The following is a 15,670-nucleotide window of genomic DNA, read 5'->3' on the forward strand; positions in this document are numbered from 1 at the left end:
CCCGTGCCAAGGGGCGGCACGGGATGCTTGGCTTAGCTCGGGAGGAGCTGGTTACATCTTGCCATCGTCCTGGAAGACCTGGGTCCAGTCCTTGACCAGGCCGTCGAGCGCATCCTTGGCCGAACCCTGGCCGGCGACGACATAGTCGTGGAAGCGCTTCTGCGAGGCCTGCAGCAGCGGGGCGTAGCTCGGCTCGGCCCAGAAGTCCTTCACGATGGCCATCGAGTCGAGGAAGGTCTGCGCGTAGGGCTGGCTGGCCGGGAACTTCGGATCCTTGACCACCGCGTTGAGGCAGGAATAGCCGCCGAGCGACCACCATTTGGCCTGCACGTCCTTGTTGGCGAACCACTTGATGTATTTCAGCGCCGCCTCCTGCTTGTCGGAATAGGACACCACGGAGATACCCTGGCCGCCGAGCTGGGCGAACTGCTCGCCGTCCGGACCCTTCGGGTTGACGAAGTAACCGATCTTGTCGCCGCCTACATTCTCGTCCTTCTGCAGGCCCGGCCATGTGAAGGCGAAGTTCATGTGCATCGCCACCTGGCCGGATTTGAAGGCATCGACGCCTTCGCCCATGTAGCTGTTCGAGGCACCGGGCGGCGTGCAGCAATCATAGAGCGCCTTGTAGAATTCCAGCCCCTTCACCGACTTGTCGGAGTTGACGAAGCCTTCCATCTCGTAGGGCTTCTTGGGGTTTTCGTATTGGAAGCCATAGCTGTAGAGCACGTCCATGGCGCCCATGGTAATGCCTTCGGAGCCGCGCTCGGTGTAGATCGAGGCGCCATAGACGGTCTTGCCGTCGATCTCGCGCTTCTGGAAGAACTCGGCGACCTGCTTCAACTGGTCGAAAGTGGTTGGCGGGCCGAGGTCCCAACCGTACTTTTCCTTGAATTCCTTCTGCAGCTCCGGCTTGGAGAACCAGTCCTTGCGGTAGGTCCAGCCGACGACGTCGCCCATGGCCGGCAGCGCCCAGTAGTTCGGCGTGTTCTTCGGCCATTCCGAATAGCCGACGACGGTTGCCGGCACGAAATCGTCCATGCTGATCTTCTCCTTATCGAAGAAGTCGTTCAGCTTGACGTAATGGCCGTTCTCGGCAGCGCCTCCGATCCACTGGCTGTCGCCGATGATCAGGTCGCACAATTTGCCGTGCGAGTTCAGTTCGTTGAGAAAACGGTCGGCATAGTTGGTCCACGGCACGAACTCGAATTTCATGCCGATACCGGTTTCCTTGGTAAAATCCTTGGACAGTTCGACAAGCGCGTTGGCCGGGTCCCAGGCGGCCCAGCACAGGGTCAGGTCTTCAGCGTGCGCGACGTTCGCGACGGCTGTCGACGCTGTGATTGCCGAGGTCAGTCCCAACGCCAGTTTCAAGCTCGATTTCATGACTTCCTCCCATTTGCGAAACGCGCCCGGATGACGGTTTCAAAAAGCCCTCAACCCCTCTCCTCAGGGGCCCAAACATGGCTGCGCGGTTACACTGCAGATGTTTAGTAATTTGTTTAGTGATGCAATTTTTACTAAACAAGGCAAGCGAATTCGTTGCTGCGCCGCAGCATGCTTATGGCGATGGCTGAAAACGTTGGGAAAAGCGCGGGTCGCTGGCCGGCTTACCGAAGCTGTTCAGGCCGATTCTGACCGGGACGTGGGGCAACCTCGGCTTCAATCGACCCTTCTGGTGCTCACCATCACCTTGCGGATCGCCGGCGCCGGCGGCAGCAGCGCGCGGATATCGGCGAACGGGAACGACGGTTCGAAACGGAAGGCTTCGGCCGATGAGCCTTGCGCGCCGTTGCACTGGCCGGCGCGAAAGGCGTTCTGTGTCCGCGCAATGTCGACGAAGCGGTCGGGATCCTGCGATTGATGCATGCGGATCGCCTCGGCCTTGACGTCGGCATGGGCCGAAATGTCGACATAGTGCGTCGGCGAAAAACCGGTGCCGCCCATCGTGTCGGCATGCAGCACTGGGACGGCGAAAGACGCCGCGATACGAACGCCGTCCGACAGCGCGCGATGGTCTGCATGATAATCGTTGGGCGCATGCGTGATCACCAGATCCGGGCCGATTTGACCGATCAGTGCTTTCAGAGCTCCAATCAGCGCTGCATCGGCCACCAGCTCGCCGTCCGGGAAGTCGAGGAAGCGTGGCACTGCGCCTACCAGCGCGGCCGCGGCCGTTGCTTCGTCGCGACGGACACGAGCGAGAACAGCGGGATCACTTGTGCCGCCCCTGGCACCATCCGTGGCCATGGCAAAAGTGAGTTCTGCGCCTTGCGCAGCATAGGCGGCCATCGTACCGAACATGAAGATCTCGATGTCGTCCGGATGCGCACCGAGCGCCAGGATTTTCAAGCCACTCTCTCCCCGGAATTGGAACAACGTGACGAACGGAATCCTGCTCGCCCTGATCGCCTACGCAAGCTATTCGGGTAGCGATGCCGTTGTCAAAAGCCTGGGCGGTCAGCTCACGATCTTCGAGATCGGCTTTTTCATAACCTTGTTCGCGGGCTTCTTCCTGTTCTTCACGCGGCCCGCGGGCGAACGCTGGCGCGATTTCTGGCGCACCAGAAGGCCATGGGCGGTGCAGGCGCGTGCCTGGGCGGGCATCGCTTCCGGCGTGCTCAGTGTCTACGCCTTCACCACCATTCCGCTGGCCGAGTCCTATGCGTTGATATTCCTGGCGCCGCTCTGCGTCACCATTCTCTCCACGGTGATCCTCAAGGAGAAGGTCGGCCCCTGGCGCTGGCTGGCGGTGGTCGCCGGTTTCGCCGGTGTCATGCTGGTGGTGCGGCCGGGCTTTCGCGAGCTCAATCTCGGCCACCTTGCCGCCTTCGGTGTTGCCTTCCTCGCCGCCACCAGCGTCATCCTGATGCGCTCGCTGGCGCAGCAGGAAAAGCGCACCACCATGCTCGGCGTGCTGGTCGGCTACGGCCTGCTGTTCAACGGCATCGGTGCCGCCGCCACCTCGTTCACCGTTCCCGACGGCAAGCAGTTGCTGTGGTTGGTGGCGGCCGGTGCCTTCACAGCAGGTGGACAATTCCTTCAACTGCTGGCCATGAAATACGCGCCTGCCAACCGGGTCGCGCCGACGCATTATTCGCAGATCGCCTGGGCGGTGATCCTCGGCGCGTTGTTTTTCCAGGAATATCCGGACGGGCTGTCGCTGGTTGGCCTGGCGGTCGTTGGCGGCGCCGGCCTGTTGACCATGGTGCGTGAGGAAGCGCGGCTGGGGACCGTGCGCTGGAACCCGTTTTCGCGTACCCGGCTTTGAACCGACTCTGGTTGCGCCGTGGCCGTAACCGCTGATATGCGGGCGCCATGACCACAAAACCCCTGCCGGAGCTTCCTGTGTCCGTCGTGCTGCCGGCGCTGAGGGAAGCGCTTGGCGATGGCAACAGCGCCGTGCTGGTGGCGCCGCCCGGCGCTGGCAAGACCACGCTGGTGCCGCTGGCGCTGCTTGACGCGCCTTGGCTCGGCGCCGGCAAGATCATCCTGCTTGAACCGCGCCGCCTCGCCGCTCGCGCCGCCGCTCGCCGGATGGCTGAGTTGCTTGGTGAGGAACCCGGCGCCACCGTCGGCTACGCCATGCGCATGGAAAACCGCATTTCGGCAAAGACCAGGATCGTGGTCGTCACCGAAGGCGTGCTGGCGCGCATGATCCTCGACGATCCCGAACTGCCCGGTGTTTCGGCTGTCATTTTCGACGAATTCCACGAGCGTTCGCTCGACGGCGATTTCGGTCTCGCTCTGGCGCTCGACGTGCAGGGGGCGCTCAGGCCGGATCTGCGCTTGACTGTGATGTCGGCGACGCTCGACGGCGCGCGCGTCGCCAAACTCATGTCGGGCGCGCCGGTCGTCGAAAGCGAGGGTCGCGCCTTTCCCGTCGATATCCGTTATGACGAACGGCCGGCCGGCATCGCCATCGAGGACGCGATGGCCAAGGCGATCCGCGCCGCCCTTGCCGACGAGAGCGGCAGCGTCCTTGCCTTCCTGCCCGGCCAGCGCGAGATCGAGCGCACCGCCGAACGGCTGGCCGGCAAGGTCGGCACCGATACCGACATCGTCCCGCTCTACGGCATGCTGGACGGCAAGGCGCAGGACGCGGCGATCAAGCCGCCGCCGGCGGGCCGCCGCAAGGTGGTGCTGGCCACCTCGATAGCCGAAACCTCGATCACCATCGACGGCGTGCGCGTCGTCATCGATTCCGGCCTGTCGCGGCTGCCGCGCTATGAGCCGGCCAGTGGCTTGACCCGACTGGAGACCGTGCGTGTCAGCAAGGCTTCCGCCGACCAGCGCGCCGGCCGTGCCGGGCGCACGCAGCCAGGCGTCGCCATCCGGCTGTGGCGGGCCGAGCAAACGGCTGCACTTCCTGCTTTCACGCCGCCGGAAATCCTTGAGGCCGATCTGTCCGGACTGCTGCTCGATTGTGCTGCCTTCGGCGTTGCCGATCCGTCAGCGCTTGCTTTTCTCGATCCGCCGCCTGTTCCGGCCCTCAATGAGGCAAGGGGGCTACTGCGCGCGCTGGATGCCATCGACCACACGGGGCGCCTGACGGAGGCGGGTGCAGCGATGCGCAAGCTCGCTCTGCCGGTGCGGTTGGCGCATATGGTTGCCGAGGCATCCCGGAGCGGCCATGCCTTCGAGGCGGCAATGTTCGCCGTGCTCCTCACCGAACGCGGCCTCGGTGGCGACGGCGCCGATCTGGAGCGGCGGCTGATGCGTTTTCGCGGGGAAAGATCTCCGCGCGCTACCGCCGCCAAGCAACTCGCCGAAAGGCTGGCAAGGCAGGCTGGCGGGGCGAAGGGCAGCGAAGCTGCGGCGGGCGGTCCCCTGCTCGTCCACGCCTGGCCGGATCGGGTGGCGAAGGCGCGTGGCGAGCGTGGCCGTTTCGTGCTGGCCAACGGCTCCGGCGCTATGCTCGACGCCGCCGATCCGCTGGCGGGCGAGCCGTTTCTGGTCGTCGCCGACCTGCAGGGCAAGGCACAGAATGCGCGCATCACGGCGGCAGCGGCGATCGGCGAGGACGATGTCCGTGTCGCGTTGGCGGACAGGATCGAGGCGCGCCGTGAAACGAGCTTCGATCGGGACAAGCGCGCCGTGCGTGTACGTGAAACCGTGCGCCTTGGCGCCATCACGCTCGCCGAGCGCATGCTGCCGCCGCCAACGGGGGCCGACGCCGACCGCGCCGTCCTCGATGCCGTGCGCCAGCACGGGCTGTCGCTGCTGACCTGGAGCAAGGAGGCGCAAACGCTGCGCCAGCGGCTTGGCTGGCTGCATCGCGGCCTGGGCGCGCCATGGCCCGATATGGCGGATGACGCCCTCGTCGAGCGCCTCGACGACTGGCTGCTGCCTTACCTCGCCGGCGCGGCATCGTTTGCCGCCATCGATGCAGGTGTTGTCTCGGCCGGACTGGCCAGCCTCGTGCCGCATGATCTGCAGCGCAGGATCGATACGCTGGCGCCGACCCATTTCGACGCTCCGTCCGGCAGCCATGTGCCTATCCGCTATGACAGCGAATGGCCGGTGCTGGCGGTTCGCGTGCAGGAACTGTTCGGCCTCGACCGGCATCCCGCCATCGCCAATGGCACTGTGCCGCTGACGCTCGAACTCCTGTCGCCGGCGCACCGGCCGATCCAGACGACGCGCGACCTGCCCGGCTTCTGGCGCGGCTCCTGGGCCGACGTACGCGCCGACATGCGCGGCCGCTATCCCAAGCATGTCTGGCCGGAGAACCCGCTGCTCGCCGCCGCCACCGCCAGGGCCAAGCCGCGCGGGACCTAGCCTTTGGAGCTTCGCGGCTGTAATTCATGGCCATGATCAACGTTTTGCGTTCGCCCGATTTCCAGCAGAGCCAGAGACTGCGCCTCAACACGCTAATCCGGTTGCGATGGCTTGCCATTGTCGGTCAGAGCCTGGCGGTGCTCGTCGTCGCCTATGGGCTGAAGTTTCCGCTGCCGGTCAGCCTCTGCTTTGCCCTGATCGCCTGTTCGGCCTGGATGAACCTGTTTCTCGCCTTTCGCTTTCCGGCGGCGCACCGGCTCACGCCGCTTGCGGCCTTCGGCATCCTCATCTTCGACAGCCTGCAGCTTGCCGGCCTGCTCTACATGACCGGCGGCCTCACCAATCCGTTCTCGCTGCTGATGACCGTGCCTGTCGTCATTTCGGCGACATCGCTGCCCCTGCGCCTGACCGCCATCCTCGGCGGGCTGGTCATGTCGGCGGCGACCTTTCTGGTCTTTGTCCATCTGCCGCTGCCCTGGCATGAGGATGCGCCGCTGGCGATGCCTTTTCTCTATGTCGCCGGCATGTGGATGGCGGTGCTGTCCTCGATCGCCTTCACCGCCATATACGCCTTCCGGGTGGCCGCCGAAGCCCGGCTGCTGGCCAATGCGCTCGCCGCAACAGAGCTGGTGCTGCAGCGCGAGCAGCACCTTTCGGCGCTCGACGGGCTGGCCGCCGCGGCCGCGCACGAGCTCGGCACGCCGCTCGCCACCATCGCGCTTGTCGCCAAGGAGATGGAAAAGGCGCTCGGCAAGGATCCGAAATACGGGGAAGATGTGACGCTGTTGCGTTCGCAGAGCGAGCGTTGCCGCGAGATTCTCAAGCGGCTGACCAGCCTGTCCTCGGAGGGTGAGGCGCATCTTTCGCGGCTGCCATTGACATCGCTGGTCGAGGAGGTCACCGCGCCGCACCGGGACTTCGGCATCTCGATCAAGCTTCGGCCCGGCGAACGCATCGGCCCCGAGCCGGTCGGGCAGCGCAATCCGGGCGTCATCTACGGCCTCGGCAATCTGGTCGAGAACGCGGTCGATTTCGCTCGCAAAAGCGTCACCGTGCGCTGGAGCTGGGACGAGGCCACCGTCACCTTCTCGATCGTCGATGACGGCCCCGGTTTTCCGGCCGAGATCATCGACCGCATCGGCGAGCCCTATATGTCGACGCGCCAGGGCAATGAAACCGGCGGTGGTCTGGGCCTCGGCCTGTTCATCGCCAAGACCTTGCTCGAACGCTCTGGTGCCGTGCTCGATTTCCGCAATTCGAGTGGCCTGGGGGAGGGCGCCATGGTCCAGATATCGTGGCCGCGTGGTGTGTTCCTCAATCCGGAAATCACTTCGGCCAGCATGTTCGACACTGCCTGAGAGCCTTGATGGGCCTCTAAAAATTGGACAAGGAGGCTCAGGAACTATATTTGCGTAAAATTAAGGCAGCAGGAATTTTGAGACTATGACAGGCGACGAGAATATTGGCGCAATGGTTGAAGGCGAGGACACCTCGCTGCTTGTCGTCGATGACGACAAGCCGTTCCTCACGCGTCTGGCCCGCGCCATGGAAGCCAGGGGCTTCGTGGTCGAGACGGCCGAGAGCGTCGAGGAGGCGGTTGCCAAGGCGCGCGCCAATCCGCCCGCCTACGCCGTGGTCGACATGCGGCTCGGCGACGGCAACGGCCTCGACGTGGTCGCGGCCATCCGCGAAAAGCGCGAGGATTCCCGCACCATCATCCTGACCGGCTATGGCAACATCGCCACCGCGGTGACCGCGGTGAAGCTCGGTGCGGTCGATTATCTCTCCAAGCCCGCCGACGCCGATGATATCTTCGCCGCACTCACCCGCACCGCCGGCGAGCGCGCGGCGCCGCCGGAAAACCCGATGTCGGCCGACCGCGTCCGATGGGAGCATATCCAGCGCGTCTATGAGATGTGCGAGCGCAACGTCTCCGAGACAGCGCGCCGGCTCAACATGCACCGTCGCACCTTGCAGCGCATACTGGCAAAGCGCGCGCCGCGTTAAGGCCACCGTTTGCCATCTTGCCGATTGAAACCCGCCGAAACAGGCGGCATGACGGAGGCGACATGCAGGATCTGAAGCAGCGGCCGATTTCCGTCTTCCGCGAATTTCTCGATAGCGAAGCGGCCGGCGGCATCATCCTGATGGCGGCGGCGGCACTTGCGTTGATCGTCGCCAACTCGCCGCTCGCCGAAACCTATTTCTCCGTGCTCCACGCCTATCTCGGCCCGCTCAGCGTCTCGCACTGGGTCAATGACGGGCTGATGGCGGTGTTCTTCCTGCTCGTCGGGCTGGAGATCAAGCGCGAGATGCTGGACGGCCAGCTCTCCACCTGGCCTCGGCGCGTGCTGCCCGGCATCGCCGCCGCCGGCGGCATGCTGGTTCCGGCACTCGTCTATGTCGCCGTCAACCGCAACAATGCGGCCGCCCTGTCCGGCTGGGCGATCCCGACCGCCACCGACATAGCTTTTGCGCTCGGCGTGCTGTCGCTGCTCGGCAGCCGCGTGCCGGCTTCGCTGAAGGTGTTCCTCACAGCATTGGCCATCATCGACGACCTCGGTGCCGTCATCATCATCGCCATCTTCTACACCAGCGGCCTGTCGCTGGCTTATCTGGGTGCCGCCTTCGCAATCATTGCCGCGCTTGTCGTGCTCAACCGCATGCGGGTGATGACGCTTGTGCCCTATCTCGTTCTGGGCGTCGTCCTGTGGGTTCTGGTGCTGAAATCTGGCGTCCATGCAACGCTTGCCGGCGTGGCGCTGGCGCTGACCATCCCGCTTGAGCGCTCCGCCGGGATCGGTCACGATCTGGACCATTCGCCGCTGCACCGGCTCGAGCACGGCCTGCACAAGATTGTGGCTTTCGTCGTCATCCCGATCTTCGGCTTTGCCAATGCCGGCGTTTCGCTCGCCGGCCTGACCTTTGGCGCGCTGATCGAGCCGTTGACGCTGGGTGTCGCCGCCGGCCTGGTTGTCGGCAAGCTGGTCGGCGTGTTCGGCTCCTCGGCACTTGCCATCAGGCTCGGTCTTGCCGACCTGCCCGCCAATGCCGGCTGGACGCACATGATCGGCATATCGCTGCTGTGCGGCATCGGCTTCACCATGAGCCTGTTCATCGGCCTGCTCGCCTTCGCCGGCGACGTGGCGCTGCAGGACGCGGTCAAGGTCGGCATCCTCGCCGGCTCCTTCATCGCCGCCATCCTGGGCGCTGCCGTGCTGCTCATGGCGTCCGCTAGGGGTGGCGTGGAGGACGGCGAAGAGGAGAGCCGGTCATAGAGTGAAGGACGCCGCTACTCGCTCTCACCCTCCAGCGCCGGCACCGACACGCCGGCAAGCTCCGCCGCCAGCAGCCGCGAAGCGCCGGCCCGCGCGATCCGCAGCATCAGCGCCTTGCGCGTTGCCGCTGCCATGCGGTGCTCGGGCGCATCGCGCAGGATCTCGGCGCCATAGCCGTCGGAAAGGATGAAGCCGCATTCGTGCGGGAAGATCTCCGAGGGTACGCCGGGATGGGTGGCGAAGAAGAAGCGGTCGGAATGCAGCCGGTAGTCGGGCCATTTGCGGTCGACCCTGAAATCCTCGATCGAGGATTTGATCTCGATGATCCAGATATCGCCCTGCCGGGTCAGCGCGACGAGGTCGGCACGGCGGCCGGTGGCCAGCGACAGTTCGGGCAACACATGCGCGCCCATATCCATGAGCAGCCGCTGCACACCGCGCCGCACCAGCATGGCGCGTTCGGACTGGCGACCGTCGATGAGAGGGTTGATTGGGATGGGCGAGATGATCGGCATGCCAGGCACCATGCCAGATTCTGTTCACGGTTTGAACCTGTTTTATGCAGGCGATTATATATTCGATATACCCGGATATACCCAAAAGAAGTCAGGCATTGATCCTTGAAAGATTGAGCTTGTGGTGCACACCATCGTTCTCATGGGGACGGGCGGCACAAAATTGAACAGCACTGATGGTGAACAACTGTGGGCCTTTGACCTTGATGCTCTGCGCAAGGCTTTCAGAAAGTCCGTTCAGGAGCATAAAGTCACCACGACTGATTGGGCGGAGCACGCCAAGCAGTTCCTGGAAAAACAAAGAGATCGTCAGCGCAAATCGACTTGATATGCTGCGCCGGTCAATTTCCATTTGGTAACTTTAAGATAGCAGCGAAAAAGTCTTTGCGCGTCACCAACCAAAGTCAGATGCAACCGCTTTAGTTCCGCGAATGCCGAATGGCATAAGCAGGGAGACGTCACTTCCACACTTTCGTGAAGTGCGCACCCGATCTGCGGGTGATGCATGGCTTTATGTAAATTAGCTAAAGCGAATATAAGCGAAAAGTGATATTTTGGAAGCAGCCGGGGCTCCCCCAATACACCCCGCTCCGGTCAGGCCCGGTGGCGGTCCACCCAAAGGAAGGCTACCGGGCCGATCCCTGCAACCAACCGGTGACCCGCTCGTTGATCCCATGCCGGGTTGATCCCCCGGCACTCCAGGACCTGCCCGCTGCCGAGGGGCGGCGGGCCTTTTTTGCCGATTGGATTGAAGCCCGCAGCGATAGCGAAGGCCCCGGCGGGCGCCGGGACCTTCGCGTTGCTGGTCTCGTCAGAAGTGGATCCAGAAGGATCTGCGGAAACATCTGCGGCGCCAATAGCCATTGCGCCAATAGCGACGGCAGACCCGCCTCCACCCGCGTCGGCGACGGCGGCGGTGCCATCTGCGGTGCCGCACCAACTCGACGCCATCCTGGACACCGGGACCATCCGGGTCGAGAATATCGTCGGACGGTTTGTCGAGCTCGTCGAGAATGCCGGGCCCCGTATTCGGGATGCCGGCCAAGGCGGTGGCAGGACGCGCGATTGCGACGACGGTCGCAGCCCCTGCCAGCCCAAGCATTCCAGTCAGAAACAATCGCCGATCCATGCCAACCTCCATCGTTGATCATTGCGACAAGGGAAGACATAGAGCGGCTGATTGACGCGCCCAGATGCCGAAGAAAATTGGGTCAATCGCTCTGCCGTGCCGGCGGCGGGCCTTTTTTGGCGATCTCTGACAATCCACGCGGCCAATGCGCCTGTTCCCGGGGATCATTCCTCCGACAAGCCGGCCGTCGTTGCGGCCGTTTCAATGCTCACCGACACGCCCTGGCGCAGGGAGTTGCTGACCGTGGAAATCGCCGCGGCCCTTGTAATGATCTCGGCCGGGTCGGAGCCGTCCAGCGTCGTACATGAAACCGCCATGGTTGACGAGGTCGCGAGCAAAGGCTTGCCTTCGAGGTTCAGCGTCACGGTCACGGCGATCTTGTCGAGCGTTACGCCCATTTCCTCGGCGACGTAGCGAAGATCGTTGCAGAAGCAGCCGCCGATCGCCAGGGCAAGCAACTGGCCGCCATTGAAGCCCAGGCCCATGCCGCCGGCCTTGCCTTCGGGCCGGTCGACGATGATCGTGTGGCCGCCGGCCCAGCCCATGGCGGCTCGCGTGTCCTCCACATTGCGCAGTTCGACGGTCATCGAGACCATTGCGGATGTCCTCCCGGCAGGAGTCGACCAGGCTTCGGGCGTCGTCGACGTACGGTCATTATGCAGGCGCAGAGGCGCCCTTGTCGCTGGGCAATGCCGCGCCCGCCATGTCATCAAGGATCGGACAATCCGGCCTTTCGTCGCCGTGACAGGCATGAATCAGTTTCTGCAGCGTCGAGCGCATTGACTGCAACTCGCGCACTTTCTCCTCGATCGCCGTGACATGGGCGGCGGCGATTTCGCGCACGTTTTGGCTGGCGCGGCTGCGATCCTGGTAAAGCGCCATCAGCTGGCGGCAATCGTCGATGGAAAAGCCGAGATTGCGCGCGCGGCGCAGGAAGGCCAGCCGATGGATGTCGTCTCCGGAATAATCGCGGTAGCCGTTGGCGGCGCGTGCCGGGGCGATCAGGCCGATCTCTTCATAGTAACGGATGGTCTTGGCCGGCAGGCCGGAGCGGTGGGCGGCGTCACCGACATTCATGACGGTTCTCCTCGATTTCTAGGAACCCATGGAGCAGGCCCCTTGAATTTGCTTCACAATCCTGTGAGTCCTGTTGCCAAAATGCCATAGTGATACGCTTACCGGTACGTCAAGGCAGGCATATAGGCATCGCGCGCTTGGCAAGCAAAGCAAATGCCAGCATGAATGATGATGAGAGAGCGGCCGACTCGTGCCGCCGAGTTTGGGCGGGGCACCGGATCACCTGATGCGCATGAAGTCGTTTGCAATCATCGCCGCACTGGCGCTCTCCACTGCTATCGCCGGTTGCAGCACCATCGGCTCGCAGATCTTCTCCAACGACTACGGCGCGGTCACCGACGCCGGTTATCAGCTGCCGCGCATCCCGATCGAGAAAGTGCCGATGAAGTACCATCGGCAGGAAGTGAACTACGATAGCCCGGAAAAGCCGGGCACGATCATCGTCGATACGCAGAACAAGTTCCTTTATTTCATCGAGGGCGACGGAAGGGCCATTCGCTACGGCATCGGCGTCGGCCGCGAGGGCTTCGAGTGGCATGGCACCGCCCACATTGCGCTCAAGCGCGAATGGCCGACCTGGACGCCGCCGAGGCAGATGATCCAGCGCCAGCCGGAATTGGAAAAGTTTGCCGGCGGCATGGAGCCGGGCCTGAAGAACCCGCTCGGCGCGCGCGCCATGTACCTGTTCAACAAGGGCGGTGATTCAGGCTATCGCCTGCATGGCAGCCCCGAATGGAATTCGATCGGCAAGGCGATGTCGTCTGGCTGCATCCGGCTGATGAATCAGGATATCATCGACCTCTATGACCGCGCCTCGGTCGGCGCCAAGGTCATCGTTCTCTAGAGGCAGTTTTCGTACGCGGACCGTCTAGGCAACAACGGACGTCCCAAGCAGAAAACCGGGCAATTCGGCCCGGTTTTTTGTTGTTTGCGCGATGCGACGCCTGCTCGGCGGTCAGGACACCGCCGAGAACGCGGTGGGACCAAAATTTGGTTGATGATTGTCTCGGTGATCTGGCCATCACGCTCGGAATCTTCCCGCGCTTGCGTCCAGGCAGGGTCCTTCACGAACGCCGTCCAACGCTCTTCGCGTTCGGCCAGCGATTCCCATGCCAGCATGTAGGTCAGTTCGTTGTTCGAAGCTCCGATCAGCGTGGTAAAGAAACCCGCTTGGCGGATACCGTGCTTTTCCCATAATTTGAGCGTGATCTTGTCGAAGCGATCAAGAAGCGCCGGCAAGCGTCCCGGCAAAGCCCGGTAAACCCGAAGTTCGTAGATCATTTTGGAGTTCCTTCTGACCGATGCGCCGGAAGAAATCGGACCAGACGGTCAGCAGGGTAGAATTGTCAAAACGGGCGTCAGGAGACCTGCTCGACCTGCTGCACTTCCGGCACGAAATGGCGCAGAAGGTTCTGGATGCCGTGCTTCAGCGTCGCCGTCGATGACGGGCAGCCGGCGCAGGCACCCTTCATGTGCAGGAACACCGTGCCATTCTCGAAGCCGCGGAAAGTGATGTCGCCGCCATCCTGGGCGACCGCCGGGCGCACCCGCGTGTCGAGCAGCTCCTTGATGGTGATGACCAGCTCCTCGTCGGCCTTGTCGTAGAACTCACCGGTCTGGCTGGTCTCGGCGGCCGGGCCGGCCTTGGCCATGACGGGCGCGCCGGACATGAAATGCTCCATGATGGCGCCGAGGATCGCCGGCTTCAAATGCTGCCAGTCGGGGCCATCCTTGGTCACGGTGATGAAGTCATAGCCGAAGAAAACGCCGGTGACGCCAGGAATTTCGAACAGCCGGCCGGCCAGCGGCGAGGCGACGGCGGCGCTGTCGGCATCGCGGAAATCGGCGGTGCCTTCCACAAGCACTTCCTTGCCGGGCAGGAATTTCAGCGTCGCCGGGTTTGGCGTCGATTCGGTCTGGATGAACACTGGCCGTCTCCGTGCCCGTTTGGGCATCTAGTTTGGAACAATTCTAAATAGGCTCAATTGGCTGGACATTCAAGCGAAACGCATCGCCGGAATGGCTGGCTGGCGGAATGTTTTTGCGCGCCCCTGGGACGCGCCCGAAGGTGTGTTGAGATTCAGGTCAGGCCGGCATCACCTGAAAATCAGCACACCTCAGGCCAGGCTGTCTATTTCCTCGTCCGAAAGGTTCTGCGGCACGACAGTCACCGGGATCGGGAAGGCGGCACCCTTGCCGGCCACGGCGCCGACCAGCGGTCCCGGGCCTTCCTTGCCCGCACCGGCGGCCAGCACCAGGATGGCGATGTCCTGGTCTTCCTCGATCAATTTGTGAATCTCTTCCGTCGGCTTGCCTTCGCGGACCACCATCTCGGGCTCGATGCCGAGCTTCTGGCGCACCTTGTTGGCATAGCTGTCGAGTGCGGCGCGCGCCGTGGCGTTGGCTTCCTCGCGCATGATCTTCTCGACACCCAGCCAATGCTGGAAATCGTCCGGCACGATGACATAGAGCAGCACCAGCGTGCCGCTGGTGCTCTGCGCCCGTTTCGAGGCATAGGCGACGGCACGCTCGCATTCCGGCGTGTCGTCGATGATCGTCAGGAATTTCCTGCGATGGCCGGCTTCGCGGCTGAGGCGTTTGGAGACCATGTCTATCTACTCGTGTCTTGCGGCGCAATCTGCCACTGCGGCGGACCGGCGGCAAGCCGCCGGCCTTGTGCCAGTGCACCCGATGTCGCGATCAGCCCTGCAGCAGGCCGATAATGTCGCGCACCGTCTTCATCGTCGCTTCGGCCAGCACGCCGGCGCGCTCGCCGCCGTCCTTGAGCACCGCGTCGACATAGGCGCGGTCATCCGAAATGCGGCGCATCTCGCTGGCGATCGGCGCCAGTTTTTCCACAGCAAGATCGGCCAAGGCCGGCTTGAACACGGAAAACTGCCGGCCGGCGAATTGCTTGAGCACATCCGCCTTCGACATCTCGGCGAGACCCGCATAGATGCCGACCAGGTTTTCTGCCTCGGGCCGGCCGGCCAGGCCATCCAGCTCGCTCGGCAACGCTTCCGGATCGGTCTTGGCCTTGCGGATCTTCTTCGAGATGTCATCGGCGTCGTCGGTCAGGTTGATGCGCGACAGATCAGACGGGTCCGATTTGGACATCTTCTTGGAGCCGTCGCGCAGCGACATGATGCGCGCCGCCGGCCCGCCGATGACCGGCTCGGTCAGCGGGAAATAGCCGTTCACGGTCTCTTCGCCGATCTGCATCTCGACGCCGACGCCGAGCGCTGCGATACGGTCGGAGAAGTCGTTGTTGAATTTCTGCGCAATGTCGCGGGTGAGCTCCAGATGTTGTTTCTGGTCCTCACCGACAGGGACGTGGGTGGCACGGTAGAGCAGGATGTCGGCAGCCATCAGCGAGGGATAGGCGAGCAGGCCGAGCGAGGCATTCTCGCGGTCCTTGCCGGCTTTGTCCTTGAACTGCGTCATGCGGTTCATCCAGCCGATGCGCGCCACGCAATTGAAGATCCAGGCAAGCTCGGCGTGCTGCATGACCCGTGACTGGTTGAAGACGATGTGCTTCTTCGGATCGATGCCGGAGGCCAGGAACGCAGCGGTGATCGACCGCGTCTGGTCGGCCAGGTCTTCATAGACGAGTTGGGCTGTCAGCGAATGCAGGTCGACGACGCAATAGATGCAATCGGAGGTGTCCTGCAGGGCAACGAATTTCTTGATGGCGCCGAGATAATTGCCGAGGTGCAGATTGCCGGTCGGCTGGACACCGGAAAAGACGAGTGGCTTGAAGGCGGTCATGATTGTCCTCATGGCTTGTGGAGGGCCGTATAAGCGTGATTCCGAAAAGTTGCAGACTTTTCGGAGCCAATCACGCGGCTGGAAACCGCGCGCGGCGAAAGTCTTGCGACGGCGCGCTTATGGAC

15 protein-coding genes and 1 pseudogene are annotated in these 15,670 nt (G+C 63.3%); 6 read left to right on the forward strand and 10 right to left on the reverse strand.

Translation table 11 applies throughout. The features are described from left to right. Positions 1 to 51: 51 nt before the first annotated feature. Entirely contained in the window at positions 52 to 1,383 is a 1,332-nt protein-coding gene (locus tag AC0L2D_RS06550; protein WP_027164284.1) for an ABC transporter substrate-binding protein, read from the reverse strand. Positions 1,384 to 1,659: 276 nt separating this feature from the next. Then, on the reverse strand, positions 1,660 to 2,349 hold the full coding sequence (locus AC0L2D_RS06555) for a PIG-L deacetylase family protein (protein WP_063169898.1): 690 nt from the start codon (positions 2,347 to 2,349) through the stop codon (positions 1,660 to 1,662). A 28-nt stretch (positions 2,350 to 2,377) separates the two neighbouring features. Here AC0L2D_RS06555 and AC0L2D_RS06560 point away from each other — a divergent pair, with 28 nt between their 5' ends. The 5 genes from AC0L2D_RS06560 (at position 2,378) to nhaA (ending at position 9,056) form a co-directional block, all read left to right on the forward strand. Then, entirely contained in the window at positions 2,378 to 3,268 is an 891-nt protein-coding gene (locus AC0L2D_RS06560) for a DMT family transporter (RefSeq protein ID WP_013528075.1), read from the forward strand. 47 nt (positions 3,269 to 3,315) lie between these two features. After that, on the forward strand, positions 3,316 to 5,778 hold the full coding sequence (hrpB, locus tag AC0L2D_RS06565; RefSeq protein WP_473540638.1) for an ATP-dependent helicase HrpB: 2,463 nt from the start codon (positions 3,316 to 3,318) through the stop codon (positions 5,776 to 5,778). Between the two features lie 26 nt (positions 5,779 to 5,804). Continuing rightward, a complete protein-coding gene (locus AC0L2D_RS06570) occupies positions 5,805 to 7,136 on the forward strand; it encodes an ActS/PrrB/RegB family redox-sensitive histidine kinase (RefSeq protein ID WP_013528073.1) in 1,332 nt (443 codons plus the stop codon). 85 nt (positions 7,137 to 7,221) lie between these two features. After that, positions 7,222 to 7,785 (forward strand): ActR/PrrA/RegA family redox response regulator transcription factor, encoded by a 564-nt coding sequence (locus AC0L2D_RS06575; RefSeq protein WP_013528072.1) that lies wholly within the window; start codon positions 7,222 to 7,224, stop codon positions 7,783 to 7,785. Between the two features lie 62 nt (positions 7,786 to 7,847). Then, complete coding sequence (gene nhaA, locus AC0L2D_RS06580; RefSeq protein ID WP_473540639.1) at positions 7,848 to 9,056, forward strand: Na+/H+ antiporter NhaA; 1,209 nt, start codon at positions 7,848 to 7,850, stop codon at positions 9,054 to 9,056. Positions 9,057 to 9,070: 14 nt separating this feature from the next. Here the strand turns inward: nhaA and AC0L2D_RS06585 are convergent, their stop codons facing one another. The 4 genes from AC0L2D_RS06585 to cueR all read right to left on the reverse strand — a co-directional run bounded on the left by AC0L2D_RS06585 (position 9,071) and on the right by cueR (position 11,777). Further along, entirely contained in the window at positions 9,071 to 9,571 is a 501-nt protein-coding gene (locus AC0L2D_RS06585; protein ID WP_050596417.1) for an MmcB family DNA repair protein, read from the reverse strand. Between the two features lie 91 nt (positions 9,572 to 9,662). Continuing rightward, positions 9,663 to 9,923 (reverse strand): hypothetical protein, encoded by a 261-nt coding sequence (locus AC0L2D_RS06590; RefSeq protein WP_127219059.1) that lies wholly within the window; start codon positions 9,921 to 9,923, stop codon positions 9,663 to 9,665. A 941-nt stretch (positions 9,924 to 10,864) separates the two neighbouring features. Continuing rightward, positions 10,865 to 11,296, reverse strand: coding sequence for an OsmC family protein (locus AC0L2D_RS06595; protein WP_013528068.1), 432 nt, complete (start codon positions 11,294 to 11,296; stop codon positions 10,865 to 10,867). Between the two features lie 58 nt (positions 11,297 to 11,354). Then, the gene (gene cueR, locus AC0L2D_RS06600) at positions 11,355 to 11,777 is read right to left on the reverse strand and encodes a Cu(I)-responsive transcriptional regulator (RefSeq protein WP_024501803.1); all 423 of its coding nucleotides are present in this window, start codon (positions 11,775 to 11,777) and stop codon (positions 11,355 to 11,357) included. A 226-nt stretch (positions 11,778 to 12,003) separates the two neighbouring features. On the opposite strand from cueR, the gene AC0L2D_RS06605 reads away from it, so the two are divergent. Beyond that, the gene (locus tag AC0L2D_RS06605) at positions 12,004 to 12,621 is read left to right on the forward strand and encodes a L,D-transpeptidase (RefSeq protein ID WP_013528066.1); all 618 of its coding nucleotides are present in this window, start codon (positions 12,004 to 12,006) and stop codon (positions 12,619 to 12,621) included. Positions 12,622 to 12,732: 111 nt separating this feature from the next. Here AC0L2D_RS06605 and AC0L2D_RS06610 read toward each other — a convergent pair. From AC0L2D_RS06610 to trpS, 4 genes and pseudogenes are all read right to left on the reverse strand, one after another. Continuing rightward, a pseudogene (locus AC0L2D_RS06610) lies at positions 12,733 to 13,058 on the reverse strand (NIPSNAP family protein). A gap of 77 nt (positions 13,059 to 13,135) precedes the next feature. Beyond that, positions 13,136 to 13,705: a NifU family protein gene (locus tag AC0L2D_RS06615; protein WP_013528064.1), complete on the reverse strand. Its 570-nt coding sequence runs from the start codon at positions 13,703 to 13,705 to the stop codon at positions 13,136 to 13,138. 189 nt (positions 13,706 to 13,894) lie between these two features. Further along, the gene (locus tag AC0L2D_RS06620; RefSeq protein ID WP_013528063.1) at positions 13,895 to 14,386 is read right to left on the reverse strand and encodes a universal stress protein; all 492 of its coding nucleotides are present in this window, start codon (positions 14,384 to 14,386) and stop codon (positions 13,895 to 13,897) included. Between the two features lie 91 nt (positions 14,387 to 14,477). Next, positions 14,478 to 15,545: a tryptophan--tRNA ligase gene (trpS, locus tag AC0L2D_RS06625; RefSeq protein WP_473540640.1), complete on the reverse strand. Its 1,068-nt coding sequence runs from the start codon at positions 15,543 to 15,545 to the stop codon at positions 14,478 to 14,480. Between the last annotated feature and the right edge of the window lie 125 nt (positions 15,546 to 15,670).

This window comes from Mesorhizobium sp. WSM4833 (assembly GCF_055811095.1).